The sequence below is a fragment of the Mycobacterium asiaticum genome (genome assembly GCF_001673315.1).
GTDB classification, from domain to species: Bacteria; Actinomycetota; Actinomycetes; order Mycobacteriales; family Mycobacteriaceae; genus Mycobacterium; species Mycobacterium asiaticum_B.
Genome location: NZ_LZLQ01000111.1, coordinates 16,403 through 42,270, shown reverse-complemented (window position 1 = coordinate 42,270; position 25,868 = coordinate 16,403). Strand labels below are relative to the sequence as shown.

The 25,868-nt window shown below is 64.3% G+C and carries 27 protein-coding genes and 1 pseudogene; 10 read left to right on the top strand and 18 right to left on the bottom strand.

The features are described from left to right. Positions 1 to 19: 19 nt before the first annotated feature. Positions 20 to 1,501 (bottom strand): phospholipase D-like domain-containing protein, encoded by a 1,482-nt coding sequence (locus A5636_RS17120; RefSeq protein ID WP_065159831.1) that lies wholly within the window; start codon positions 1,499 to 1,501, stop codon positions 20 to 22. Between the two features lie 128 nt (positions 1,502 to 1,629). Between A5636_RS17120 and A5636_RS17115 the strand changes: the two genes are divergently transcribed. Next, complete coding sequence (locus tag A5636_RS17115; RefSeq protein WP_065159830.1) at positions 1,630 to 2,475, top strand: mycofactocin-coupled SDR family oxidoreductase; 846 nt, start codon at positions 1,630 to 1,632, stop codon at positions 2,473 to 2,475. 4 nt (positions 2,476 to 2,479) lie between these two features. Beyond that, positions 2,480 to 3,028, top strand: a complete 549-nt coding sequence (locus A5636_RS17110; RefSeq protein WP_065159829.1) for a nuclear transport factor 2 family protein — start codon at positions 2,480 to 2,482, stop codon at positions 3,026 to 3,028. On the opposite strand, the gene A5636_RS17105 is transcribed toward A5636_RS17110, so the two are convergent. From A5636_RS17105 to A5636_RS17095, 3 genes are read right to left on the bottom strand one after another with little or no spacing between them, the layout of a single operon-like run. After that, positions 3,012 to 3,893: a TIGR03854 family LLM class F420-dependent oxidoreductase gene (locus tag A5636_RS17105; protein ID WP_065159828.1), complete on the bottom strand. Its 882-nt coding sequence runs from the start codon at positions 3,891 to 3,893 to the stop codon at positions 3,012 to 3,014. The two genes, A5636_RS17110 and A5636_RS17105, sit on opposite strands and share 17 nt — an antisense overlap. 49 nt (positions 3,894 to 3,942) lie before the next feature. Continuing rightward, a complete protein-coding gene (locus A5636_RS17100) occupies positions 3,943 to 4,494 on the bottom strand; it encodes a helix-turn-helix domain-containing protein (protein WP_065159827.1) in 552 nt (183 codons plus the stop codon). After that, positions 4,478 to 4,924 (bottom strand): SRPBCC family protein, encoded by a 447-nt coding sequence (locus A5636_RS17095; protein ID WP_065159826.1) that lies wholly within the window; start codon positions 4,922 to 4,924, stop codon positions 4,478 to 4,480. Before A5636_RS17095 ends, A5636_RS17100 begins: the two co-directional genes overlap by 17 nt. A 48-nt stretch (positions 4,925 to 4,972) precedes the next feature. Here A5636_RS17095 and A5636_RS17090 point away from each other — a divergent pair, with 48 nt between their 5' ends. Further along, a complete protein-coding gene (locus A5636_RS17090) occupies positions 4,973 to 6,040 on the top strand; it encodes a DUF2855 family protein (RefSeq protein ID WP_065159825.1) in 1,068 nt (355 codons plus the stop codon). A gap of 57 nt (positions 6,041 to 6,097) precedes the next feature. On the opposite strand, the gene A5636_RS17085 is transcribed toward A5636_RS17090, so the two are convergent. Genes A5636_RS17085 through A5636_RS17075 form a run of 3 tightly spaced genes read right to left on the bottom strand, consistent with a single transcriptional unit; the run spans position 6,098 to position 8,036 of the window. Next, positions 6,098 to 6,925, bottom strand: coding sequence for an LLM class F420-dependent oxidoreductase (locus A5636_RS17085; protein WP_065159824.1), 828 nt, complete (start codon positions 6,923 to 6,925; stop codon positions 6,098 to 6,100). 21 nt (positions 6,926 to 6,946) lie between these two features. After that, complete coding sequence (locus A5636_RS17080) at positions 6,947 to 7,804, bottom strand: TIGR03619 family F420-dependent LLM class oxidoreductase (RefSeq protein WP_065159823.1); 858 nt, start codon at positions 7,802 to 7,804, stop codon at positions 6,947 to 6,949. 7 nt (positions 7,805 to 7,811) lie between these two features. Then, positions 7,812 to 8,036, bottom strand: coding sequence for a hypothetical protein (locus A5636_RS17075; protein WP_065159822.1), 225 nt, complete (start codon positions 8,034 to 8,036; stop codon positions 7,812 to 7,814). Between the two features lie 69 nt (positions 8,037 to 8,105). On the opposite strand from A5636_RS17075, the gene A5636_RS17070 reads away from it, so the two are divergent. The 4 genes from A5636_RS17070 to A5636_RS17055 all read left to right on the top strand — a co-directional run bounded on the left by A5636_RS17070 (position 8,106) and on the right by A5636_RS17055 (position 11,235). After that, positions 8,106 to 8,966, top strand: a complete 861-nt coding sequence (locus tag A5636_RS17070; RefSeq protein WP_065159821.1) for a phytanoyl-CoA dioxygenase family protein — start codon at positions 8,106 to 8,108, stop codon at positions 8,964 to 8,966. Positions 8,967 to 8,971: 5 nt separating this feature from the next. Further along, positions 8,972 to 9,826 carry a VOC family protein gene (locus A5636_RS17065; RefSeq protein ID WP_065159820.1) on the top strand — a complete coding sequence of 285 codons (855 nt, stop codon included), beginning with the start codon at positions 8,972 to 8,974 and terminating at the stop codon, positions 9,824 to 9,826. Positions 9,827 to 9,856: 30 nt separating this feature from the next. Then, the gene (locus A5636_RS17060) at positions 9,857 to 10,375 is read left to right on the top strand and encodes an SRPBCC family protein (RefSeq protein ID WP_065159819.1); all 519 of its coding nucleotides are present in this window, start codon (positions 9,857 to 9,859) and stop codon (positions 10,373 to 10,375) included. 137 nt (positions 10,376 to 10,512) lie between these two features. Then, the gene (locus A5636_RS17055) at positions 10,513 to 11,235 is read left to right on the top strand and encodes a M15 family metallopeptidase (protein ID WP_253900625.1); all 723 of its coding nucleotides are present in this window, start codon (positions 10,513 to 10,515) and stop codon (positions 11,233 to 11,235) included. A gap of 5 nt (positions 11,236 to 11,240) precedes the next feature. On the opposite strand, the gene A5636_RS17050 is transcribed toward A5636_RS17055, so the two are convergent. The 4 genes and pseudogenes from A5636_RS17050 to A5636_RS17040 all read right to left on the bottom strand — a co-directional run bounded on the left by A5636_RS17050 (position 11,241) and on the right by A5636_RS17040 (position 15,979). Continuing rightward, positions 11,241 to 12,761 (bottom strand): serine hydrolase domain-containing protein, encoded by a 1,521-nt coding sequence (locus tag A5636_RS17050; RefSeq protein WP_065159817.1) that lies wholly within the window; start codon positions 12,759 to 12,761, stop codon positions 11,241 to 11,243. Next, the gene (locus A5636_RS27925) at positions 12,758 to 13,657 is read right to left on the bottom strand and encodes an N-acetylmuramic acid 6-phosphate etherase (protein WP_065159889.1); all 900 of its coding nucleotides are present in this window, start codon (positions 13,655 to 13,657) and stop codon (positions 12,758 to 12,760) included. The genes A5636_RS17050 and A5636_RS27925 overlap by 4 nt, the downstream gene beginning before the upstream one ends. A gap of 87 nt (positions 13,658 to 13,744) precedes the next feature. Further along, positions 13,745 to 14,464, bottom strand: a pseudogene (locus tag A5636_RS27920) (BadF/BadG/BcrA/BcrD ATPase family protein); the annotation flags it as partial. A gap of 126 nt (positions 14,465 to 14,590) precedes the next feature. Then, positions 14,591 to 15,979 (bottom strand): PE domain-containing protein, encoded by a 1,389-nt coding sequence (locus tag A5636_RS17040; RefSeq protein WP_065159816.1) that lies wholly within the window; start codon positions 15,977 to 15,979, stop codon positions 14,591 to 14,593. Positions 15,980 to 16,164: 185 nt separating this feature from the next. On the opposite strand from A5636_RS17040, the gene A5636_RS17035 reads away from it, so the two are divergent. Continuing rightward, positions 16,165 to 17,994 carry a serine/threonine-protein kinase gene (locus A5636_RS17035; RefSeq protein WP_065159815.1) on the top strand — a complete coding sequence of 610 codons (1,830 nt, stop codon included), beginning with the start codon at positions 16,165 to 16,167 and terminating at the stop codon, positions 17,992 to 17,994. 14 nt (positions 17,995 to 18,008) lie between these two features. Here A5636_RS17035 and A5636_RS17030 read toward each other — a convergent pair whose 3' ends face one another. Continuing rightward, complete coding sequence (locus tag A5636_RS17030) at positions 18,009 to 19,136, bottom strand: PE domain-containing protein (RefSeq protein ID WP_065159814.1); 1,128 nt, start codon at positions 19,134 to 19,136, stop codon at positions 18,009 to 18,011. Between the two features lie 413 nt (positions 19,137 to 19,549). Between A5636_RS17030 and A5636_RS17025 the strand changes: the two genes are divergently transcribed. Continuing rightward, positions 19,550 to 20,773 (top strand): fatty acid desaturase family protein, encoded by a 1,224-nt coding sequence (locus A5636_RS17025; protein ID WP_081287840.1) that lies wholly within the window; start codon positions 19,550 to 19,552, stop codon positions 20,771 to 20,773. A 12-nt stretch (positions 20,774 to 20,785) separates the two neighbouring features. After that, entirely contained in the window at positions 20,786 to 21,481 is a 696-nt protein-coding gene (locus A5636_RS17020; RefSeq protein WP_065159813.1) for a proteasome protein, read from the top strand. A 44-nt stretch (positions 21,482 to 21,525) separates the two neighbouring features. Here A5636_RS17020 and A5636_RS17015 read toward each other — a convergent pair whose 3' ends face one another. From A5636_RS17015 to A5636_RS16985, 6 genes are all read right to left on the bottom strand, one after another. Continuing rightward, the gene (locus A5636_RS17015) at positions 21,526 to 21,936 is read right to left on the bottom strand and encodes a cupin domain-containing protein (RefSeq protein WP_065159812.1); all 411 of its coding nucleotides are present in this window, start codon (positions 21,934 to 21,936) and stop codon (positions 21,526 to 21,528) included. Positions 21,937 to 21,958: 22 nt separating this feature from the next. Next, positions 21,959 to 22,726: an SDR family oxidoreductase gene (locus A5636_RS17010; protein ID WP_065159811.1), complete on the bottom strand. Its 768-nt coding sequence runs from the start codon at positions 22,724 to 22,726 to the stop codon at positions 21,959 to 21,961. A gap of 71 nt (positions 22,727 to 22,797) precedes the next feature. After that, positions 22,798 to 23,226 (bottom strand): Rid family hydrolase, encoded by a 429-nt coding sequence (locus tag A5636_RS17005; protein WP_065159810.1) that lies wholly within the window; start codon positions 23,224 to 23,226, stop codon positions 22,798 to 22,800. Positions 23,227 to 23,343: 117 nt separating this feature from the next. Continuing rightward, positions 23,344 to 23,874 carry a cupin domain-containing protein gene (locus tag A5636_RS17000; RefSeq protein WP_253900620.1) on the bottom strand — a complete coding sequence of 177 codons (531 nt, stop codon included), beginning with the start codon at positions 23,872 to 23,874 and terminating at the stop codon, positions 23,344 to 23,346. Positions 23,875 to 23,990: 116 nt separating this feature from the next. Further along, complete coding sequence (locus tag A5636_RS16995) at positions 23,991 to 24,761, bottom strand: SDR family NAD(P)-dependent oxidoreductase (protein WP_065159809.1); 771 nt, start codon at positions 24,759 to 24,761, stop codon at positions 23,991 to 23,993. 329 nt (positions 24,762 to 25,090) lie between these two features. Then, on the bottom strand, positions 25,091 to 25,819 hold the full coding sequence (locus A5636_RS16985) for an NADP-dependent oxidoreductase (protein WP_065159807.1): 729 nt from the start codon (positions 25,817 to 25,819) through the stop codon (positions 25,091 to 25,093). Positions 25,820 to 25,868 lie beyond the last annotated feature (49 nt).

The window sequence follows — 25,868 nt, the reverse complement described above, 5'->3', positions numbered from 1 at the left end:
ACCGGCGGACCACGCTTCCTCAGCGCCGCAGCCGCACGATGAGTCGCTGCAGACTCGCGCTTAGGGACCGGGGCACATGGTCGGGATCCATCAAATCGTTTTCGGCCAGTGGGCTCGCCTCGTCGGCGATTGTCTCCTCGGTGAAGGGGAGCAACGTCCTACCGTGCCCGCGCAGTGCCTCGACGGTCTGTAGGAATGACCCGGATTTATCCAGGGCGCTTTCGAACTCCCCCACCGACACACCCAGGTGCTCGGAGACCAATTCATGCCGCATAGCGGTGATTTCTCGACGGATGTCGTCGGAGCCCTCTGACTGGTTGCCTGCGGTGGTGTCCACAGCCTCAACGGCCTCGATGGCCAGGTCGCACTCGCTGTCGAACCCCATCGACCGGTTGTTCAGATTCGACGATCCGATGCGCAGCAGACGATCGTCGACGACCAGCACCTTCGAGTGGACGTAGATCGCGGTGCCGCCGTCGGTCACCGGCCAGTAGATGCCCAACCGATTGTGCTGATCTGCTGCCCACAGCTCTTGGATGAGTAGATGACGAGCGCTGTCCATCGCTTGTTGCTCCAGCGGGCTTTCCGAACATCGGGGCAGCACGATGACGATCTCCGGTCCGTTGTCTTCTCGCAATCGCCCAGACAGCGCATCGACGAGGTCCCTGGAAGCCAGGTACTGATTCTCTAGATAGATCACGCGGCGCGCGGCGGCGATCGCTGCGTAGTTCAGCGCTTCGACCTCGCGAACCTCGGCGCGCCCGTCCAGTTCGGGCAGGGTACGCGCAATTCCGACGTCGACGTTGCGCAGCACAGGTTTCAGCTTGCTGGGCCACGCGACGTGCTTGGCTTCGACGGGCTCCAACAGTTGACCGGTAGCGGTGTGCCAGCGCTCGCGAGCTTGCTCACCGAGTGCGGCGGCCGCGGCACCGTCGACGGCCAATGCCACCTCGTGACGCGGACCGTAACTGCGACCCAGCGTTCGCCTACCGCGGTTTGTGTCCGCATGCGCACGCGTGTCCCATCTCTCGATGGTGAGGTCCAGGCCGCCGCAGAACGCCACCGCATCGTCGATCACCGCGATCTTTTGGTGATGAACTGCGCCGATGGGGTGGGCGCCATCGACGGCGAAACGAATTCGCTTGCTGCTGAACCGATTTACCAGCGTCACCGGAGTCAGCCCATACCAGATGCCGTCGAACGCCGGCAGCAGGCGCAGATTGGATTTGAGGAGATAGATCTCCAGACTTGGCCGCTTCCAGAGCAGCCAATAAATGAACGCGCCCAACTGGTTGGGCCCGGGTAGCGTCTTGGCGCCCCGCTCGAACGCCATCCTGGCGTCTAAATCCCAGGCGATCAACATGATTCGGTGTCGCGCGCGCAACATCGCCGTCTTGACGTGGCGAAAGTAGTCGGCCGCATCGATGATGCCGGCGAATTGGTCGGCACGTGCCACCCGCCAGCACGTCTGGCCGGGAATCAACAGTCGTTCGTCAGCCACGCCGGTGCTAACGAGTCCGACGAGTCAGCGCGCCCATACCGGTGTGTCTACCCTCCTGTCTGTGGCCGCGCAACGGCGGGCAAACACGCGTGTTTGACTGGGTGGCATCGTCCAGAGGAAAGGCAACGATGGCAGGCAATAGAGTCGGCAGAGTCGCCGGCAAGGTCGCTTTCATCACCGGTGCGGCGCGCGGTCAAGGTCGCGAACACGCGATTCGGCTGGCCGAGGAGGGTGCGGACATCATCGCGGTCGACATCTGCGAGGACATCGATGGCGTCGCGTACCCGGGCGCCACCGAGGCCGACCTCGCCGATACCGCGGACTTGGTCGAGAAGGCGGGCCGTCGCATCGTGACCGCCAAGGCCGACGTGCGGGATCTGGAGAGTTTGCGCGCCGCGCTCGAAGCAGGGGTGGCCGCTTTGGGCGGGCTGGACATCGTGGTGGCCAACGCCGGGATCAGCGGAGTACCCGCGCCGGCCGCGCTCATCGAACAATCAGCCTGGCAGACAATGCTGGATATCAACTTGACCGGGGTCTGGCAGACCGTGAAAGCGGCGTTGCCGCATATGACCAGCGGCGGTGGATCGATCATCCTGGTCAGCTCGATGTTGGGTCTCCGCGGCGGCGGCTACATGGCCCACTATGCGTCGGCCAAGCATGCCGTCGTCGGTCTGATGAACTCGCTGGCGAATGAACTTGCCCCGCAGTGGATTCGGGTGAACTCGATACACCCTGGCAACATCCTGACGCCGATGCTGGACAACGAGTGGTTCTGCCGGACCCTGCGACCGGATCTGCCCAGTCCGACCGTGCACGACGCCGGAGAGATCATCGGGCAATTCCACATGTTGCCCAAGCCGCTGATCGAGGCTCGCGCGGTCAGCAATGCCGTGCTCTTCCTGGCTTCCGACGAGGCGCAGTACATCACCGGAGCGGCACTGCCCGTGGACGCCGGGGCGGTCGCGAAATTCTAAAGCGATGACGACAACCGATGCGGCCCTGCAGGAAATGATCGACGAGTTTGCGCTGCGAAAGTTAGTCCATGCCTACTGTCGCGCCGTCGACCGCGGCGATATCGCAGGGCTGCGCAACCTCTATCACCAGGACGCGCAAGACAGCCACGGCGGATTCTCGGCGGGCACCGCCGAGCAGTTCCTGCAGCAGCTCACCGACTCGCGTCCACACATTCGGATGATGCAGCACCACATCACCACGATGAACTTCGCGATCGCCGGGGACTGCGCCGAAGGGGAGATCTACTCACTGGCGGTTCATACGCTGATCGGACGTAGTCGAGACATCGATCTCATCATCGGGGGACGCTACCTCGACAAGTACGAAAAGCGCAGCGATGCATGGAAATTCACCGAGCGAACGATCGTCACCGATTGGGCCCGCGTAAGCGATCCATCCGCGATGGACCTCAGCCACCCGATCACGAAAGACACGCTAAAAGGCTCCATGGACGCCGACGATCCCTCATTTCAGTTCTTCGCGCTGCTGAACGACGTCAATTCTGGCGACTGAGCAACTCTTCGACAAACCGCTCGATGAACCCGTCCAGTGATCCGTTACCGACGGGCCTGATGACGAATTTCGACAATCCGGCATCCAGGTAAGCGTCGAGCTGACGGTGCAACTGATCCCAGCCGGCCGCCACCAGCTCGCTGGGATCTAGATCGGGCCGCCGCTGGCGGACCGCTGCGGCCAAGTCCGCTGGCAACTCGCCATCGGCGACGGCTAACGAGATGCCGAAATGATCGTCGTCAATGTGGCGCCCGGCGTTCGCCGCGGCCACCTCGATCGCCGCACGTCCCTGCTCAGCTTCCTTCGGGGTAAGGAAGCTGCCCAGCCACCCGTCGGCCAGCGAGCCGATGCGCCGGAAGGCCGCCGCCGACGAGCCGCCCACCCAAATGTCCAGCGGCGGTACGGGTTGCGGCGCGACCGACGCGCCGGTCACCGTGAAGTACGTGCCGGCGTAGCTGGCGGAGTCATCGACCAATGCCTGTCGCAGCAGTCGCAGTGATTCGTCGAAGACTGCCGCGCGCTTTCCGTCCGGGACCACGAACACCTCCCGCTCAGCTGCGATCGCCGAACGCAACCCGAAAACCGGAAGAACCCTCTTCGGGGCAAGTGCTGCAAGCGACGCCAGCTGCTTGGCAACCAGCACCGGATGACGGCCCGGCAGTACCGCTACCGACGTACCCACTTTCAATCGCGAGGTGCGGGAGAGCGCATAGGCCATGCCCACCATGGGGTCCACCGCCTGGGAATACACCAGTTCGGAAAACCACAGCGAGTCCACCCCGCTTGATTCCAGCTGGTCGACAATGCCGGCAAGTTGCTCCGGGGAGGTCTCGGCCCCCAGTCCGACCCCGAACCGAATCTTCACGGGCTTCTCCTCACGTGTGGCTGCCAACGTAAGCAACACAGAGAGACCGCTATTTGCGTCCCGATTCCCGCAAGAGATTGGCAAAGGCCTGCGCCGCGGCCGTCACGCCCGCGTCATCGTTGGTGGCCACCAGATCGAGCAAGAGCCCGCGGGTGACAGCTAGGCCCAGGCGCACCAGCGCCGGTTCGTTCACCTCACCGGCTGCCGCATCCGCCGCTTCCAGCCAGCTGTCCACGGCACCGGGCACCATGCGGGCAAACGGCTCCTCGCCCTGGACGCCGCGGGAGTAGCACTCAAAGAACAGCCGCTCGAACGGGCGTAGTTCAGGGCGGCGCAGCGCCTCCCACATCGCGACGAAGCCGTCGGCGGGCTCACTGGGCAGGCTCGACAGGATGGCCATTTGACGGCGTTCGACCTCCTCGACGATCGCAAGAAGCAATTCGTCCCGAGAAGCGAAGTGGTGCAACAACATCCGGTGACTGGTGCCGACGGCGGAGGCCACGTCCCGCAGCGAACGGTCCCCAATGCCGCCTGCGGCGAAGTCGTCGACCAGCGCGTCGAGCAACTGCTGGCGACGCTTGACGTCAGGAGTGCGGGCCAAGAGCTTGCCGCGATTGCTCGCTGCGGCCCTTGAGGCCCTGCGCTTCCATCTCCAAGTAGCGACGCGTGGTGCGCAGCATGAGCCGACCGACCACCGCGCCGACGAGACCCCGCTGCTCGAGTTGCTGATGTGCCCGCGTGCGGCCGGCGGCGATCGGCGTCAATGTGTGGCTGGCCGTGGTGGTGCCGCCCGGGGCACGCTGCACCCAGGTCCACGAGACCCCGGGAAGCACGTCAGTGACTTCCCATACCAGCTTCGGCATTCTGGGCTGCTTGATCTCGAAACGCTTGCCGACGGCCAGGCCGGGCCCGTCGAGGGCCACCAGCCGGGTGACCGAGGCGGTCCATTCCGGCCAGCGCTCCACGTCGGCGAACACGTCCCATACCAGAGATGGCGGTGCGTCGATCTCGATGCTGCTCTCGGTAATCATGTACCAGATGGTACATGATTACTCGCCCGGACGGCTAGGCTCACAGCCATGGATTTCGAGCTGAGTCGCACCGACCTGCACCAGACCAGATTCTCTTCCGACCCTCCCCCGTCGCCGGAAGACGGCCAGGCATTGCTCCGCGTCGAGTCTTTCGGACTGACGGCGAACAACATCACCTACGCCGTCTTCGGCGAGGCAATGCGGTATTGGGATTTCTTCCCTACGGTGGACCCGAACTGGGGCAAGCTCAACGTGTGGGGCTACGCCCATGTCGAGGAGTCACGACATCGCGATCTGGCGCAGGGCATGCGCGTTTACGGCTACCTGCCGTGTGCCAGCCACCTGCTGGTCGTCCCGGATCGCATCAACGAAAAGGGATTTGTCGATGCCGCCCCCCACCGGGCAGCGCTGCCCTCGGCCTATCAGGGCTACCGCGACGTCCAGACCGATCCCGTCTACGCCGCCGACCGCGAGGCCGAGCACATTCTGTTCTTCCCACTCTTCTTCACGTCATTCCTCATCGACGACTTCGTCGCGGATGAAGGCTTTTTCGGCGCGGACACAATCGTCATCTCCAGCGCTTCGTCGAAGACGGCGATCATCGCCGCCTACCTGCTCGCCAAGCGGGCGGACATCCGGGTCGTGGGGTTGACGTCGGCCGGCAACAGGGAGTTTGTGGCCGGTCTGGACATCTACGACTCGGTTGTCTTGTACGACAACATCTCTGAGTTGCCCGGCGATCGTGCCGTTTTCATTGACATCTCCGGCGACGGGGCGATCCGGACCGCCATCCATGCGCACTATGGCGACCGCCTTGCGCACAGCGCCGCGGTCGGCATGACCCACTGGACGCAGATGGCGCAGGGCAGTGGCGATCTTCAGGGCCCAAAGCCCGTCTTCTTCTTCGCGCCGGACCGCATCAAGAAACGCGGCGCGGACTGGGGCACCGCGAAACTCGACGACCACGTCGCCGAGGCATGGGCACCGTTCGCCGAGTGGGCATCGAAATGGATTCGGGTCGAACAGATTTCGAGTGAAGACGAGATTCAGCGAGCGTACCGTGAGTTGCTTGACGGAAGGGTCGACCCGACAGCCGGGACCATAGTGACCTTGTAGGACGAGTGACGTTGTAGGACGACGTTTTGGCCTATGTGACGCCAAGGTGCCCTTGCGCTAGCGGTACGCGTTGACCTTCTCCGCGAGGTCGTCGAGCATCCGCAGGGATTGGTCCCGAGGTTTGGTGGGAAGCATCAGTGCCAACTGGCCGAATCCGAGTTCCTTTGCAGCATCCCAATAGTCAGGCTTAGCCGGGGCGCCGAACATCGCCAGCGGGACATCCCGTCCACTGCCCTGACGCAGTTGGTCGACGCGCTGGGTCAACCGCTCAACTGGCAGTGGATTCGAGATCCAGCCCGCGTCGTGGCGGATTACCCGCTTCACGGTGGCGTCGGAGTCGCCGCCGATGAAGATCGGCGGGTGTGGCTGCCGAACCGGTTTGGGACGGCAGTAGGCAGCGTCGAAGTTGACGAATTTGCCGTGATACTCGGCGGGTTCGGCGGTCCACAGCGCTTTGATGGCCTCGATGCGTTCGTCGAGCAATTTGCCACGTGTCTTCGGATCGGTGCCGTGATCCCGCAATTCCTCGATGTTCCACCCGGCGCCAACGCCGAACACGAACCGCCCGTTGGAGATCAGGTCGATGCTGGCGGCTTCCTTGGCCGTGATGATCGGGTCACGCTGGATCAGCAGGGCTATGCCGGTGAACAACTCGATGGTTTCAGTCACCGCCGCGGCCGCGGCCAAAGTCACGAACGGATCCAGGGTTCGGTAATAGATGGACGGCAACTCGCCGCCAAGCGGGTAGGCGGACTCCCGGCTCGCCGGGATATGGGTGTGCTCGGCTACTACCAGCGAGGCGAAACCGCGCTCTTCGATCGCGCGGGCGAGCGAGAGCGTGTCGATGCTGTCGTCGTTGACGAATGTGGCGATCCCGAACTTCATTTGAGCCCTAACGTCGAACCGTCAGAAAGTCTTCCCGTGCAACTCGGCGAGGGCGTGGACCTGCTCGAGGTAATGCTCCAGGGACTCGTGGACAAACCGGGCGGACAGTGTGGTGGTTCCGGCCGCGGCGAGGGAGTGCAGCGTGTCCTCGGTCAATGCTGGTTCCTGCACCGGATTGAGGGGCGCGTCGGCGGGCAGCACCACCTCGAACCCGGCGGGCAACTCCCAGGACTTCAACCACTCGCCCGCAGTGGCGATGGACACGCCGAACGGACACCACCCCTCGGCCAAAGTGACCGCCCGCCGCAGTGACCGCCTGGTGCGGCCACCGATCCAGATCGGCATATGTGACTGCAGCGCGCACGGGTCCACGGTCAGTCCGCTGAATGAGTAATACTCGCCGTCATATTCCGGCTCATTGGTGGGTAATGCTGCCCGCAGCGCGCGCAACGCATCGTCGGCCCGGGCGCCGCGGTCGTCGAACGGTGCGCCCAGCAGATCGAACTCCTCTTTCAGGGTGCCCACGCCGACGCCCAGGATGACGCGGCCGCCACTGACGTGATCCAATGTGCCGTAACGCTTTACGATCGCCAATGGGTGGTGGTAGCCGAGCACCAGCGTCATCGTCACAAGCCGGATCTGCTGCGTGCGCGCCGACACGTAACCCAAGGTGGCAAGGGGATCCCAGTAACGGGAGCCGCGCCGACCAGCCTCAGCCGACGGGATGCCGATGTGCTCGCTGCAGGTGAGGTGGTGATAGCCGAGTCGGTCGGCGACTTCGGCCACGCGGCCGATGTCTTCGATGCCGGCGTCCTGTTCCCAGGTGAAAGCGGCGCCGCCGATGTTGGTGACGACTGGTGTCGCAATGGCGAGTTTCACTTGATGCCTAACCGACGGCTGGCGGGGTGCCCCATAATTCGACCACCTCACCGATATTTCGCAGCATCACGTAGCGGTAGTCCTGCTCGGTCGCCTTCGACGTGGCGTCGGCGTAGGCGGCTCTGGCGCCGTCTTCGTCGCCTTCATAGACGGTGGTTGGCACCGGAGGTATCCCCGGGTTGCCCGGGTCTTCCGCCTCGCCGATCTGGACGCTCCACGAATTGTCAGCCATGCAGTCAGGCTACGGCCTAGTGTGGTCGGGGAAGATGACACCGCCTTTGCCGCGACGTAGGACTGACCAATGACAATCGACGACGAGTCCGTCACCACGCTGGAGGACCTCAGGGGCGATCTGGCGGGGCGCTACAAGTTCACGGCCACCGGCGGCGGCTGTGTCGACAGCGCCGTCGTCGAGGCCGACATGGCGGCCCTGGACCGTGACGGTTACGTCATCTGGGAAAACCTGCTCAGCGCCGAAGAATGCCGACGCATCCGCGAGGAGGTGCGCCCCTGGCTGGGGCACACCGGACGCAACTCGTTCGAGGGCCGGCGCACCCAACGCATCTACAGCGTGCTGAGCAGAACGCGGGTGTGTGACCGGCTCGTCGACCATCCCCGGGTGCTGGCGGTGCTGGACCGGTTGCTGATGCCCAACTATTTGCTTTCGGCGTTGCAGGCCATCAACATTCAGCCCGGAGAGGCCGCGCAGCTGCCGCATCACGACGACGGGTTCTACCCGGTGCCGCGTCCGCGCGACCCGTTGGCAGCCGCGACGATCTGGGCAATCGACGAGTTCACCGCCGACAATGGCGCCACGGTGTTGATACCCGGCAGCCACCGCTGGGGCAAGCGGCGACCGGGTCCGGAAGATCAGTCGCTACCTGTCGTCATGCCCGCCGGCTCGTGCGTCTTTTTCGTGGGGACGCTGTGGCATGGCGGAGGCGCGAATACCAGTGCCTGCGATCGATTGGCCGTGACCGCGCAGTACTGCGAGCCGTGGCTGCGGCCGATGGAGGCATTCAGCTTGTCGGTGTCGCGCGACATCGCCCGATCGGTCTCCGCCGACATCCGCCGCATGCTTGGCTACAGCATCCATCCGCCGTTCGTGGGCGCCGTCGACGGGCTGCATCCGCTGCGGCTCTTGGGAATCGAGCAGGACTGACTCGGGTGTTCGACGCGCTCGACCACGTGATTGTCGCTGTGCGTGACTTGGACGTCGCCGCACGGAGCTACACCACGCTGTTGTCGCGTCGCCCGTCGTGGCGCGGTGAACATCCGGGTTGGGGCACGGCGAATGCACTGTTCCGGCTGTCCAATACGTACCTGGAATTGATCACTCCGCACGGGGACGGACCCCTCGGGCAGACGGTCGCGGCCCGGTTGGATCGACACGGCGAGGGCCCGATCGGGCTCGCGTTTGCGTCGTCGGATCTCGCCACTGCCCACGCACAGCTCCACGCGAACGGCCTTGAGCCGCCACCGATGTCGCACGGTCTCGGCCGCGACACCGACTCCGGTCTGGAGCGGCGCTGGCGCAGCGTGCTGCTGCCGGAAACACATACCCGCGGCGTGCTGATGATCGCGATCGAGCACGAGAACCCGGATCGACTTCCGGAGGCCGCTCTGGACGGATCCGAGGACGCCGTGGTCACCGGGATCGACCACGCGGTGGTCCAGACCTGCGACGCCGATGCCGCGATCTCGCTATACCGCGACGGCCTGGGCCTGCGCCTGGCACTCGACCGCACCTTTCCGGACTGGGGTATGCGGTTGGTTTTCCTGCGCGTGGGCGGGGTGACCGTGGAGCTTGCGCAGCCGCTGCGCGACCCGCGGTCTCCGATCGACACCGATCGGCTCTGGGGGTTGTCCTGGCGCGTTCCGAACGCTGATGCGGCTCGAACGCGGCTCGCTGACGCTGGACTCGAGGTCTCCGACGTTCGCTCGGGACGCAAGCCCGGCACGCGGGTGATCAGCGTCAAGGACGGTACGTGTGGCGTGCCCACGCTGCTGATTGAGCGATGAGTTTTCGTCGCGGCCCCGGTCAGTATTGCTGTGACTCAACAACAAGTGGTCGTTGCGACCACCATCAGCGCCCCAGCCAACGTCGTCTTCGATGTGCTCGCGGACCCCAGCACGCACGCGGCGATCGACGGCACGGGCTGGGTGCGTGAACCGCTCAACGACCAACCCCTGACCGCGCTTGGGCAAATCTTCCGGATGGCGATGTACCACGACGACCATCCGGACAGGCACTACGAGATGGTCAACAGAGTTGTCGTGTACGACCCGTCCAGGGCCATCGCCTGGGAACCGGGACAGGATGTGTCAGCGCCGGGGGCCCGCCTCACAGATGCACCGAACGAGGACAACCTCGCGTTCGGAGGCTGGATCTGGCGGTACGACCTGAAGCCGGTCGGACCATCCGAGACCGAGGTTCAATTGACCTACGACTGGTCGGCGGTGCCGCCGAACTACCGGGACATCGAGTTCCCACCGTTTGCTCGCGGGCATCTGGACAACTCACTGGCCAACCTGGCCGGACTCGCCACGCGCGCGGCCTCGAAGGCATAGCCGCGTTGCCCAACGAGTAGCCGCTCAGCGATTTTCTGGTCCCCGGTACGGTGGCAACGAACGCAGCGTTGCTTGTAGCGACGGAGGCCGGCAATGAGGACCAATTCGAGTTGACACCAGTGCAGCGGTCGGGCGCCATCCTGACGGTCGCGCTCGCGGCGGCCGTTCTGGTGCAGTGCTCCCCCGCGCCGCCCCGGCCCGCCGCGTCATCATCGACCCCCCCGCCTTCAAGCGCGGCACCATCGTCGGGCACGGCACCGCCGTCCAGCCCGCCGTCATCGTCGCCCGTTGCGCCGCCGGCGCCCCCGGCCACAACCGTGCATCCGGTCACCGCGTCCGACCTCGGCTCGACCTGGCAGCCCGGTTGCCCCGTCGAACCGGAGCAGCTGCGACGCGTCGAAGTGGACTATGTGGGCTTCGACGGCCAAACCCAGCACGGCCGACTGATCGTGCACGAAGATCTGGTCGCCGACGTCATCGCTATTTTCGAGCAACTACGCCGGCTGGGTTATCCCGTCGACAAGATGCGTACGGTCGACAACTACCAGCAGGCGGACGACGAATTATCGATGGAGGACAACAACACGTCGGCGTTCAACTGCCGACGCATCCCTGGAACCAGCGAATGGTCGCCGCACGCCTACGGCCGCGCGATCGATATCAATCCGCTGATCAATCCGTGCCTGTATGTCAGCGGCTATTTCGAACCGCGCAATGCCGAGGCGTACCTCGACCGCAGCCGCACCGACCCCGGAATCATCCACGGAGGCGACCCGGCCGCGCGCGCGTTCACCGAGCGTGGCTGGCAGTGGGGTGGCGACTGGCGAACTCCGGACTATCAACATTTCGAACGGATGTGAACGCGCTATAGCCCTAAGGCCCGGGCCGTCGCCGTCGCCACCTCCCCGCGCAGATCCGACATCGGTGGACTACCCCGGGTGTGGATCGAGTTGGCCAGCAACACGATGTAGGTGTTCGAGCTGGGGTCTATCCAAATTGAGGTTCCGGTGAAGCCGGTGTGGCCGAAGCCACCGATCGGGAACACCATCCCCCGCACCCCGGACAGGGGCGTGTCGATATCCCAACCGAAGCCGCGCAGGTTCTGGCCGGGGATCGCGGGATAGCGCGGAGCTAGCAGCGGGTCCCGGGTATTCGGGTGCTTGGCGACAGCGTCGCGGGTGGCCTGGTTGGCCGCGCCGACTTGAGTAGCCGTGTGTCCCGGCTGCTGCGGGGTCGTCATCAGCTCCAAAGTTGTTTGCAGCAGCGGGAATTGGCTCGGCCGTCCGGCAAGCCGGTCAAGCAGCGCTTGCGCGAAGATACCGACATCCCGCGCCGTCGAAAACACGCCGGCATGCCCGGCCACGCCACCCATGCGCCGGGCCGTGGTGTCGTGGACGGTGCCCCAGAGCAGATGGTCGAGGTCGGGATTTTTGTCCGGCTCAGCTCTGCCCTCTTCGTCGCGCGCGGTCGGGGCGATGCGCGGCAACAATTCGGTGCTCCACGTCCCCGCCGGGCACGACGCCGGTGCCCCGCCTTGCGGCGCGGGTGCCCACCCGATCGCAGCGCCTCGAATCGTATGTGGCCCACAGGCTTTGGCCGGGGGCAGGTAGCGAGTGTCCGCCATGCCCAGCGGGGCGAAGACGTGTTCGGCAACGTAGACGTCCTCGTCCTGGCCGGTGAGTTTCTCAACCAGCGCGCCGAGCAGGATGAAGTTGATGTCCGAGTAGCGGAACCCTTCCCCGGGACCGGATTCAAGCGGCGTGGTCAGCGCCCGATGTATGCCCTCCGCTTTGTCGGCACGGTCCAAGCCCCACGGATCTTTGAGTTCCACGTCGCCCGTCTCACCGGAAGTGTGGGTCAGCAGCATACGAACCGTTACCTTCGCGCGCCGCGGATCGTTCGTCGTGTTGAAGTCGGGCAAGTACTGCTGGACCGGATCGTCGAACTGGACCATGCCTTGTTCGTAAAGCTCCATGACGGCGGTCGCGGTCGCCAGGATCTTGGTTAAAGACGCCAGGTCGAAGATCGTGTCTTCGGTCATCGGGTCCGCGGGTGCCGGCGATCCATCCAGTCCCGGCTCGCTGGCCAGTTTTCGCGAGCCATATGCCTGGCGAACGACGACTTCGCCGCCGTGTCCGACCAAAAGCACCGCACCCGGGAGTTTCTGCGCCGCGATCGCGTCGTTGATCAGCTTGGAGACGGGCGCGAAGGCCGGTGGGGTGGGTATGTCGGGCAGCTTGGAGATCGTGGCGCGGGCCGGTGTCGTGGTGGTGACCGGCGGCTGCGTCGTCGTGCTTACCGCGCGGGGTGCTTGATCGTTATGCCCGCAGGCTGCAATGCATGTCAGCGCCACGGCCCCGACAATCCCGATGGTTCGTCGCATCATCGCGGCCGTCCCATGACTGCCTCCCGCACCCGCCCCCTGGCGCGGACGAGCCGGCTGGCGGCATCGGCCGCGTCAACGCCGGCAAGCAGCGCGACGATCGCGGTCTTGGCATGACCCCCCGCAGCGGCTAAGGCGTCGGCCGCGGTCTGTTCGTCGACGCCCACCGCGTCGCGGACGATGCGCACCGTGCGGCGGCGCAGCTTGGCGTTGGTCGCGCGCACGTCGACCATCCGCGGTCCGTAGGCCTTGCCGAGTGCGATCATCACGCTGGTCGAGAGCGCATTGAGCACCACCTTCTGGGACGTCCCGGCCTTGAGCCGGGTGGAACCGGCCAACACTTCGGGTCCGGTCAGCAGTTCGATCACGATGTCGGCGCTCGCCTCGCTGCCGGAGTTGTTGACGATCGCGACGGTCAGCGCGCCCGACGCGCGCGCATGGTTGAGGGCCCCGATCACGTAGGGCGTGCGTCCCGATGCCGTGATCCCGACGAGCGCATCGGCGGAGGTCACGTCGGCGAGGTCGGCAGGGTCGAACGTGTCTTCGGCACCGTCGACCGCCTGGGTCAGCGCCGCCGGTCCGCCGGCGATTACGCCACGCACAATCTCGGTGTTGAACGTGGGACCGCACTCGGCCGCATCGAGCACCCCGAGCCGGCCGGGTGTTCCGGCGCCGGCGTAGATCAGGCGGCCGCCGTGCTCGAGGCGCGCGGCGATAGCCTCGGCTGCCGACGCGATTCGCGGCAGGGCCGCCACCACCGCCGCGTGCGCCTCCCCCTCGGCCGCGACGAGCAGCCCGACCACCTCTGCGATGGGCCGGGTATCGAGGTCATGCAGGTCTGGGCGTACCGCTTCGGTGGCGAGCGCGTCGAGGCTGTTCGCGGGAGCGGACGCGTGCACCCGAAGTACGTGCGGCTGGTGGATTTCGCTCAGCCGCAAGGTGCCGCCGAGCGCGTCGCCGACGGGCGAGACAAGTTGGATCCGGTTGCGCAGCGCCTCGATACCGGCCAGTCCGCCGACCATTGCCACCGGGCCGTCCCCGACCGCCCGGGCCGTCGCGGCCAGCGACTCGGCCGCCGTGTTCACGATCGCCGATGCAACGGAATCACCCTGCGCAGCAAGGACATTGGGCGCGAACGAGGCGAGCGCGGCCGCGTCGGTGAACTGTCCCGGCCAGCGATTCGGCGGACCGAAGCGGGCACTGGCGGCATCCAGCAACGCGGTGGCAGGTCCGCGACCGTCGTGTGCGCGCAGCGCCGCGCGTAACCCGGCGGCGCCAATCCACGCGCCGCCACCCTCGTCGCCCAGCCATGGTCCCCAGCCGTCGGCGGTGCGCAGCGCGCCGTCCGCGTCGATCGTGAGCGCGACGACACCGGTGCCCACGATCAGCACGGTGCCAGGCTTTCCGTCCAGCGCACCCGCGTGTGCGATCACGGCGTCACTGGTGACCGTGACCCGTTGTGCCCGCAGCGAATTGACGAGCGTATCGGCCAGCGCACGTGCCGCGTCCGGGGCCGTCAATGCCCCGGCGGCACCCACGATCAGTTCCTCGACCGGCCCGAAATCGGTGGCTAAGGCCAAGATTGCCGCGTGGGCGGCCCGGACTCCGCCCGGCGCCCCAAGGCCCGGCGCACCGGGACCCTCCGCCCTCCGGCCGCCGGCGGCGACCCGGCACGCGGTCTTGCCGAGGTCGACGGAAAGGATCATTCGACCCATAGTTTCATGAGGATCAGCGTGGTAGTTGCGACCGCTTTCACCGAGACTGAATTTCTGCAGACCTCTACTCGCACTTTGTCTGCAGATTTTCAGTCTCGCTGGACGGGCTATACCGGGTCAGGCCGCAATACCCAATTCTTGATTGATCTGGTGCCAGTATCCGGGACCGTCCAGCGTAAGAATGAGCCAGTCGTGAATCTGGCCGTTAGCTAGTACGAAGTTGAACGGAGCGTTGGCTATTGCCGCCTTCGCCTTCAACACGAGGGCATCGGGCGAGAGTATGTCCAGATTGCCGGTGTAGACAGTCGTCGGCGGGAGCCCCGCAAGTGACCCATTTATGGGGCTCACCCAGGGATTATCGATTGGCAGCCCGCCGGCCCACTGTCTGCCGAATTGCTGGGCAAGCCCGACCGGCAACAGCGGATCTTGAACGAATGCAATGTTGGGGTTGGTCATCGACAAGTCCAGCCACGGCGACAGCAAAACCATTGACGACGGCATTTGGCTGCCGTTCACCCGCATCTGCTGGAGCGCTGCGAGGGCGAGGTTGCCGCCCGCCGAGTCCCCGATCACGCTGACATTTGCGGCTCCATGTTGGGTGACTTGCGACGAGATGAAGTTGGCCATCTGCGGTACCACCAAGCCAGCGGTGCCTCCCTGCTGCAGCAACGGGTAAATCGGTACCTCAATGGTCGCGCCGGTCTGGTAGGCCATCACCGAGTAATGGATCCAGTGCAGGAAAGACGGCGGAAAGATAAACGCGCCGCCGTGAATGCCGACAACGTATTCGCCGGTCGGATTCATCGGCGTGATCTGCACGATACTCATCCCATTGGAGGTGCTGTACGACACCGTTTCACCCAATAGCAAATTCAGGAACGGAGGCGGCGAGTTGCCGATGAACCACGACAACGGCGGAACATCGCTGGCCAATAGCTGCAGGAGCGGGTTACCCGGCGTCGCAATGTAGTTGTCCAGCCCAGACAAGCTGAGCAGCGGCTTCACCGGATACAGCAGCGCCTCTTCAAATCTGGTGAACAGCGACGGGGTGCCGGTGAAAGTCCCGGTTTGCCCCGCGGGGATGGGCGGACCAGCGGGCGCGCCGAAGATGGTGGTGAAAATTTCGTAGCCCAACCGGTTGAAACCGGTGGCCACGTTGGTGGGGAACTGCTGAAGCTCCTGCTGGAAGAGGGTGACGGCGCCCTCGAACGTCTCCAGCGGCGCGGCACTGGCCGCCTCGGCCGCGGCGTAGGCGCTGCTCGCATTGGTCAGGGCCTGCACGAACCGCTCCTGGAACGTAGCGACCTGGGCGCTCAGCGCCTGGTAGCCCTGTCCGTGCGCGGAGAACAGCGCCGCAATCGCCGCCGAAACTTCGTCTTCGGCCGCTGCGACCAACCCTGTGGTCGGGGCGACCGCCGCGGCGTTGGCAGCTCCGATGGCTGACGCGACTTCCGTCGCATCGGCTGCTGCCGCGGTTATCCAGTCCGGCACCACCATCAACGACATAAGAACTCTCCCCTCGTCCCCGTTCCCGCAGATGTCGTCCCCAGCGCGTGCCGAGGTCCCGGCCCTTACGAAATCTATCCAAGGTGTCACCCGGCCGTAAGAGGAATTGGCAGAAAATCGCCAGCCGTTCCCCTCGTCACCGGCGGATTCGCTACCAGCCCGTGCCGGTTTGTAGGCTTTCGGGCATGCCGTTGAACAACGGCGAGGTCTTCGCTGGCTACGTGATTCAGCGCTTACTCGGCACTGGTGGTATGAGCGAGGTCTATCTCGCCCAGCACCCTCGCCTGCCCCGGCAGGACGCGCTGAAGATCTTGTCTCTGGCCTCGGCAGAGGACGACGAGTTTCGCGCGAGATTTATCCGCGAAGCTGAGCTGGCGGCGACGCTGTGGCATCCCCATATCGTCGGCGTGCTCGACCGCGGCGAGTTCAATGGCCGGCTTTGGATCTCGATGGAATACGTCGAAGGCGCCGACGCTGGCCGCCTCGTTCGGGAACGACACCCCCACGGCATGCCGGAACAAGACGTCTTCGACATCGTGGCAGCGGTGGCCGATGCGCTCGACTTCGGCCATGATCGCCGCCTGCTCCATCGGGACGTCAAGCCGGAAAACATCCTGGTCACCGCCGCCGACGGCCACCGGCGCAGAGTCTTGTTGACCGACTTCGGCATCGCCCGCAAGATCGATGACGTCAGCAACCTCACCGAAGCGAACGTCGCCGTCGGAACCATCAGTTACGTCGCACCCGAACAGCTTCTTGGCAAGCCGCTCACCGGCAGCGCAGACCAATATGCCTTGGCCGCCACGACGTTTTTCCTGCTCACCGGCGCGCCCCCGTTCCAGGACTCAAATCGTGCCGTGGTCCTGACCCACCATTTGAATTCGCCACCCCCGCGGGTATCGGAGCGTCGCCCCAACCTGGCGCACTTGGACGCCGTGTTGACCCGAGCGCTCGGCAAAGACCCCGCTCAGCGCTACCCCACCTGCGCCGACTTCGCCAGGGCCCTTACCCAGCAGGGCCCCGCGCAAAGCCCCCGAGCAACCGAGCGTCCAGCCACGCAGCGACTCGAGCGGGTGCTGATCCACGGGACGGCACGCGGGGTGCAGCGCGGCGCACTCGACACTGGACAACCGGTCGGCACGCTGACGTTCCAGCTAGTTCCCTACGACGAACTGGACAACCGGCCCGCCCATGTCCCGGTTCAGATGCAAACCGACCTCGTCACGGGTCAGCTGGAGGACGGCGACGAAGTCGAAGTCAGCGGTTTTTGGGACGGCGACACCCTGGACGCCGACAAGGTGGTCAACCTTTCGCTAGGCGCTCGCCCCAAGCAGCGCCGTGCCCCGGCCAATGCTGAAACGCCACCCGCTCCTGCTCCTGCGTCGGCACCCGCACCTTCACCAGCACCGGCACCGGCACCAGCACCGGCACCTTCACCCGCACCAGCACCCAAAAGCCGGAAGTCCCGCGTCGCCGTAATTCTCGCCGTCCTCGGTGTGATCGCGGTGACCGTGGCTGCGGTGCTGTACTTCACGAAGGGAACCGACAACACGACGCGGCCAGGGCCGATCGTCAAACCAGTGAGCGCAACCGTGTTTTCGCCGGACGGCGCCGCCGACAATCCGCAAGACGCCAAGTTGGCCATCGACGGCAGCCCCGGCACCGGGTGGTCCACCGTCACCTATCGGGACGCCGAGCCTTTCCCCAAATTCATTCAGGGCATGGGTCTGCTGCTGCACTTGCCGCAACCGACCGCGTTGAGCGTCGTGACGCTCGAGGTGTCCAGCACCGGAACCGAGGTGCAAATCCGCTCGTCGTCGACGGACAACCCTGCGAAATTGTCCGACACCGTCGAGCTGGCCCCGACTGCTTCACTGCAGCCAGGGAAGAACCGCATTGCCGTCAAAGACCGGACCGAGACGTCCAACGTGCTGGTGTGGATCTCCAAACTGGGCACCACCAATGGCGAGAGCCGCACGAAAATCTCCGACATCACGCTGCAGGCGGCGGGGTAAACGCCGACTGCCGGTCAGGCCGCAATGCCGAGTTGTTGATTAATCTGCGGCCAGTAGAGCAACCCAGCGGGAGTGAGCAGAATCCAGTCGTGAATTCCGCCGGCTTCCAGTACGAACTTGAATGGGGCACCTTGCGCCAGCGCTGTTTGCTCGAGGACGGCGGCCTGTTGTGCGAGTGAATCCAGCGAACCCGAGTAAACGTATGTCGGCGGAAGTCCGGTGATTGATCCATACAACGGACTCACCAGCGGGTTGGTCGTTGCAAGATTGCCCGCCCACAGCTTGCCGAGCCCTCCGGTCCCCACATCCAGCCACGGCGACAACAACACCATGGACGCCGGTAGGGGAACATTCTGACCGGCCATGTACTGCACCGCCGCTAATGCGAGGTTGCCGCCGGCAGAGTCGCCGACCACGCTGACGTTCTGGAATCCGTGCTGAGCGATCTGCGCAGAGATGAGGCCTGCCATCCGCGGCACCACCCCGCCGGCGGTACCCCCTTGCTGTACCAGCGGGTAGATCGGCACCTGGAAGGTCGCTCCGGTCTGGTAGGCCGTCACCGAATAGTTGAGCCAGTGAAAGATAGAGGGCGGAAACACGAACGCACCGCCATGAATGGCCACCACGTACTCGCCGGTGGGATGAGCTGGGGTGATCTGCACGACCCGCATACCGTCGTACGTGCTGTACTGCACCGTTTGGCCCAGCAGCAGATTCAGCAGCGGAGGCGGCTCATTTCCCGCGAGCCACGACAACGGCGGCAGATCACCGCTAACCAGCTTTTCGAAGAGACTTGGACCGGAAAGGAATGCGCTGATATCGGTTGCCACGCTCGCGGGGAGCTGCTGGACAGCCAGCACCGCCCGCTCGACGGCCGCCAAAGGCGCAGCGGCGGCCGCCTCCGCGGCGGCATACGCTTCGGTCGCGCCGGCCAACGTCTGCACGAAGCGCTGATGAAACGCCGTCGCCTGCGCGCTGACAGCCTGGTAACCCCGGCCGTGCGCGGAAAACAAGTCCGCTATAGCCGATGAGACCTCGTCCTCGGCTGCAGCCAACACCTCCATGGTGGCGCCGGCCGCGCCCCGGTTCGCCGTCACCAACGTCGAACCGATCGAGGCCACGTTGGTCGCCGCCGCGGACATCACTTCCGGCAAGCCAACAAAGTACGACAACGGACCGCTCCAACCGCTCCGGGCACCGGCTCAAAACGAGTTGGCCAGTACCGATCGACCAGGTAGCCGGAGCTTATGTGCACGCCGAGTAATCACGTCGCAATTTGCAGAAATGACCCGGAAGAGCGTTAGATTCAGCATGCGAGCGTGGTCAGAGCGGTTTGGTGGCGACGTTTGCTCTCCACAGCGCGGGGTATATGCCTGGCGAACAACACCGGCGCAGCGCCGCGCCTGAGAGCGGTGCTGACGGCTCGACGAAACTGATCGCGCCCCCGGAACGTTCGGTTCTCCTGCGGCGGGGAACCGTCCCTTGACATTGACCCACTGAGACCACTGGTACCAGCCCGGCCTTTTGGCAGCTGCCGAATCGAACGAGGACATTGATGGCTGTTACCGACGTCGCGCAGTATGCGCATTTGAGCGAGCTTGACGTTCAAACGCTTGGCGCCGAACTCGACGCGATCCGTCGAGACGTCGAAGAGTCCCTCGGCGCGCGCGACGCCGCCTACATCCGCCGCACCATCGCGTTTCAACGCGGACTGGAAGTGGGTGCGCGCTTCGTGATTGCCGCTAGCCGGTCCAAAACGGGATGGCTTGCGGGCAGCGCAGCGCTGGCCTTCGCCAAGTGCGTCGAGAACATGGAGATCGGCCACAACGTCGGTCACGGGCAGTGGGATTGGATGAACGACCCGGAAATCCACTCCAACACCTGGGAATGGGACATGGCCGGACTGTCGTCGCAGTGGCGGTATTCCCACAACTACATCCATCACAAGTTCACCAACGTCCTCGGTATGGACGATGACCTCGGCTTCGGCGTCACGCGGGTAACCCGTGATCAACCGTGGCAACCGCGCCACCGGATGCAGGCGCTGCGGAACCTGTTGCTGGCGATCGGTTTTGAATGGGGTATCGCTCGTCATGGCTTCCACGCCGCGCAGCAGCGCGCCACGACAGCAGAGGACAAGAGCGCACAATCGCGGGCGGTCCTCAATAAGGTCGGCCGGCAGATGGCCAAGGACTACCTGATACTTCCAGCCCTGAGCCGCTCTCGGTGGCGCCGGACATTGGGCGCGAATATCGCTGCCAACACTTTGCGCAATCTATGGGCTTATGTGGTCATCTTCTGCGGCCACTTCCCCGATGGGACAGAGAAGTTCGCTCCGGCGGTAGTCGAACAGGAAAGTAAGGCGCACTGGTATTTGCGTCAAATGCTGGGGACCGCGAACTTCAACGCCGGTCCGCTGCTGGCGTTCTCCAGCGGTAATTTGTGCTATCAGATCGAGCACCATCTTTTCCCAGATCTGCCCAGCAATCGTTACCCCGAGATCGCCACTCGGGTGCGAGCGTTATGCGAGGCGTACGACGTGCCCTATACCACTGGCCCGCTGCTGGGTCAGTTCCTACAGACGGTGCGCATCATCCACGAATTGGCGCTGCCAGACCGCTCAGCAAGCACCACCAGTGCCGGCGACGCAGACACCACCGCTGCCCCGGCGCAACCTCCAACAGCGCCGGTACGTCAATGGCGGCGTACGGCCTTCCGGTTCCGTGCGACGCGCCCCAGACAACGCCTGTCCGTGAGACGATCAGCAGATGCCATCTGAGCGGACCGTCCCATGACCGTCGTTCTGGCACTCCGCTGTGCCGACGGCATTGTGATGGCCTCCGATTCGCAGATCACCGATGGCGGGCGAGGTCTCACCTACCCCGCCCAGAAGCTGCATCCGCTGGGAAGGCACGCCGCGTGGGGCGGCAGCGGATCCCGCGCTGTGCTCTACGACCTGGAGCAGATCTTCAACTCAGAGGCCGAGTCCGTGGTGGAGGCCAAGGAAATAGGCCATGCCCTGCAAGCGCGGGTTCTTCCGGTGCTCAAGCATCACTACGAGAATTACATCGAGCATGTCCCAGCCCAGCAATCCGCGGGCACACCAGCCACTTACGTTCTTGCGGCGGGCTATGCCGGGGACACCCCGTTCATCATCGACGTGGACCCGAACGGTCTGGTCGGACACCACGCGCAGACCGGCTTCCAAGCCATTGGCAGCGGCGCGGCCATGGCACAACAGGCGCATGCTTTGTTGGCGCACTTTCGCATGACCGAGCGCGACGTGGACCACGGCGTGGTTTCCGCGCTGCGAGTGCTCGACGCACTGGATGCTTCCTCGCCTAGCGTCGGGGGCCCGATGGATATATGCCGCATCACGCCGGACGGCGCCCAGCACCTGAGCCCCGAAGAAGTGGAGAAGGTCCGGGGGCAGATCAGACGTTGGGTTGAACTCGAACGAAAAGCACTCGATCAGCTTTTCGAGTGACCGTCGGGTGGGCCCGGCTCCCCCACCTCAGCCCCCGGTGCCGGTCAACTGTTGGCGCGCAGTCCCTTTCGCTTCGCGAGTTCCTCCTCGGGGACCTGTTCGAGTACGGGTCGCCCTGGCACGCAGAACATCGTGAGGACGAAACTACAAGGAATGTCGGTGCGGTTGTTCGCGTCCTGATAGTGGATCGCGTCACCGCCTGGTCCCCAAAACGCATCTCCTGCGCGAAGAACGCGTGGCGCTTCACCCTCGAGTTCGAACAGCATCTCACCGTCGATCATGAACCCGAACCCCGGGCCGCCAGGAAGCCGATGTGGCGGGTAACCAGGCGCGCCCGGTGCATGTTTGATGAGAACGGTCAACACGTGGGCATCTTCAGGAATCAACGGCGACCGCACTTCCTGCAGCACCGTCATCGTTGAATTCGATTCGGAGTCAGTCGTATTCAGCAACATGTCAAACGGCTGCCATTCCCATTCAGTTTGCTTCAATGCGGTGGTTGGTGTGTGCGTCGATCCAGTCCGAGTATCGAGTGGTGAAGATGGTGGCGTTCTCGTCAGGTGCGAGGGTGTGATCATCGATCACCGCACCGAAGTATGGCGCTTTTGGGTCGGTCACAACCCGACGTTGATCACCAATGGCGGCAAGTCCGGTGCGGACGAAGTCGTCCATCCCCATTGCTTCCGGTCCGGCGATTTCCGTTACTCCGTTGGTAGGACGTCCGACGGCCGCGTGCGCCACCGCGGTTGCCACATCGTCCGCCGCCATAGGACGGAACAAGGCGTGCGGCAATCTGACGATGTCTCCGTCGGTCGCGGAATCGGCCAAGCCGACGGCGAATTCGTAAAACGGAGTAGCCCGCACGATCGAATAGGGCCGTCCTGATTTCTTGATCAGGTTTTCTTGCGCTGCCTTGGCGGTGTTGTAGCCGCTATCGGGCATGATCTGCGCACCCACTACGGACAACGCGACATGGTGTCCGACTCCCGCTTCCTGTTCAGCAGAGAGAAGATTCGTCGTCGTGGTCGTGAAGAAATGCATTACAGGCTCATCGTCGAACAACGGTGAGTCCGCGACGTCCACCAGGACGTCGGCACCCGTGACGGCGTCGGCGAGACCCTCACCGGTGAGTGAGTCGACGCCTGATCGACGTGAGGCGATGATCACCTCGTGTCCCTGCGCGGAGAGCTTGGCCGCTACTTTCGACCCGATAAGGCCGTGACCGCCAACGACTACGATCTTCATGACGAACCTTTCAGAGTGCCTATTACTGATTTGATTTCTCGGAGCGTCGCATCGCGACCTGGTTGCGGCTTCTACTTGCTGCCGGATCCGACGATGGCGACGACCTCGATCTCGACGTGCTGGTCGGGCAGCGCGAGCGCCTTGACGCCCACCGCGGTCCACAGCGGCAGATGTTGGCCGAACCGCTTGCGGAACTGGTCCACCATCAGTGACATGTGTTGTTCACCAATGGAATTGTCCGTGGTGGGGACGTGGTAGGAGTGGACGTTAACGACGTCGAGCCAGGTGGCGCCCGCCTCGGCGAGGGTCTTTTCGACGTTGTCGCACGCCTTGCCGATCTCGTCCTCCAGAGACGTGACCGACAGGGTGAAATCCGCCTCCCAGCCGCCTTGGCCGGAGATCTCGATACGATCGCCGACGCGCAGAGCCTGGCTGTAGTAGTTACGGGCACGGGCGATCTCGCCGTACCCGGGGGTGTCGAAATATTCGAGACTGGACATGTGAGGGCTTCCCTTCATTGGTTGGTCAGTTGTTGGTCCGGGTGCTCACGTTGCCCGGACGCGAGTAGGGGTAGTCAGAAGCGTTGCTCCGCAGCGCTTGTGAAATTTTGTTGGCCATCAGATGGGCTCACCCGGGAATTGCAGATTGAAGCGTTTGCACAGTTCGGGGACGCTGTCGACATCCATCTCCAGGTCGTACCTTGCGCATAGTTCGTCCAGGTTCTCTGCCGATATCTTGTCCACACCGCCGAAACCAGCTAGCTCGTCGAAAAACTGCTCAAAACCTGCGGGAGAGATGATCTCAAGGATGCGAGCGGGCTCATCGCCCGCGTTCCAGAAAGTGTGCCATTGGGCTCGCGGCTTGAAAATGAAGTCGCCAGGCCCGCCGTAGAGCACCTCGTCGCCGAGCAATGCGCCTACGCGTCCCTCGATAATCCAGCTGTACTCATCTTCGTTGTGGTGGCGATGCAGCGGTGAGGCCAGCGCTCGGGGGGACATCGGATGTTCGAGGACGGAGAAACGTCCTTCGGCCTGAACCTTATCGAGGATGTGGCGGACACCGACTGTGCCAAGGAATACCGCCTTGCCTTCGTTACGGCCGACAGACTTAGCTGGCGGGCCGCCCGGCCTCAAGATGTCGTTTGTCACTGCAATCTCTCCCCAGCCTTCTCCCATGCACAGGACATTCGACCTAGCTCATTCGCATTCTATTGTCCGGTGCGACAGTGATTTTCGTGATGCAGGCCTGCCGCGTCACGGTCCGGTCAGTTGCGCCCGGCCATGACGCCGCCGTCGACGTTGAGGATTGCGCCGGTGACCCAGCCGGCTTGGTCGGAGAGCAGATACATGACGGCGTTGGCGACGTCGGCGGGGGTGCCGACTCGACCCAATGGATGAAACGGCGCGAAACTGTCGAGCGTGGCGTCGATCTCGTCTTTCGGGACCCACCGCTCCAGAGCGGGGGTCTTCACGGCAGCCGGCGCCACCGCGTTGACGCGAATCTTGTGCGGGGCAAGCTCAATAGCCAGATTGTGGGTGAGCGCGTGCAACCCCGCCTTTTGCATGGAGTGCCCAGCCGACGGGGTTCGGCCGATCGCCTGGTGTGCCCACATGCTGCCGATGTTGACGATGGACCCACCCTCGCCCCGGGAGATCATGCCCGCAACGACGGTCTGCGTCAGAAAGAACAGGGCATAGTTGAGCTCCATGTAGGAGTCGTAAAACTGCGCGTCATACTCGAGAAATGGCTTGGGGATGAAGAATCCGGCCGCGTTGACGAGCAGTGTCGCGTCGCCGTGATGCTCGGAAAGCACACGCTGAACGTCAGCGACCGCACTGCGGTCGGCCAGCTCGGCAGTAATCCCCCAGGCCTCGCCACCCCGGCTAGTCAGTTCAGCGACAGTGTCGTCGACCCGGGCTTTCGAGCGTGCGACGATCACCGCGCTGCCACCATGCTCGACAACGTCAAGTGCGACCTGGCGGCCCATGCCGGCGCTGCCCCCGACAACAATCGCCTTCTTGGCCTCAAAATGCATAGCTCGAAGTCCCTTCCGGTTCTCCTGAGGCTCCGACTGGACCCCCGCTTGCCGTATCAAACGGTGCGTAACGTACGAAGCTGTCTACTCGTACTGAGGCTGCGGCCAGGCGGGGTGAACTGTCATCACCCCAACCACCACTTCACCCGGGTGAGTAATTCCGGCACCGTGAACGGAAGCGCGAACAAATGGATCTCGCGACGGTTCCGGTCTGAGTGCCGGTCGTACTATCTGCCGCGCCCGCTCGCACCGCATCAGGCGGGCGCCGATGAAATCGTCACCACCATCAGGCCGGTGGCCGAACGACCGAGTCGGACGGCACGCTTGACCTAGGAGACGCGAAGCACAACCTTTCCGCGCTTGCCGTGCTCGGTGGTGCGAGCGAAAGCCGCTTCGAACTGGTCCAGCGGAAAGACGCTGTCAATCTGCGGCTGTAGTTCTGGCAATGCGCTGAGCTGCGCACCGTCCGGCTCCACAACGAAGTACTGGGCCCCGGGCGCCTCAGCAGCGATCGTGACGACCCGCGCGGCGCCGTCGGCACTACGTGCGAGCGCATCCCCGCCGGTGGTGTCGAAAAGGAGGTCACAGGCCTCGCCTTCTTCGACCAAAACCGCCCCCAGGTTACGGGCGAGTTGGGCGGCAATGTGCCCGACTCCCCCACGCGCGCCGGTGATTAGCACCCGCTCGCCCCTTCTGACGTTGCCGTGAACGACCAGCGCCTGCCACGCGGTTGTCCCAGGCATCGGAAGCGCTGCCGCCTGCTCAACAGTTAGTGCGGAAGGTTTGGGCGCGAGTAGGGATTTCGGGACCGCCGCGAACTCGGCGGCGACGCCATCGCGATCAAACGGCGTCAGTGCGATCACCTCCTCGCCTGTCGACTCGACGACGCCACACAGCTCATAGGAGGGAGTCGCAGGCAGCCGATCGGCCGACCAGGTCAGCTCATCCCGCGTGATCGCCGCCGCGTGGACGCGAACGAGCACCTCGTCGGGACCTGGTTCGGGTCGGGCAATCTCCTCGAGCCGCAACCCATCAGCGTGCTGGCGTAGGGCCTTCATCAAGTCTCCTTCGTAGACGGGATCTCACAACAACAACCGAAAGCGCTAC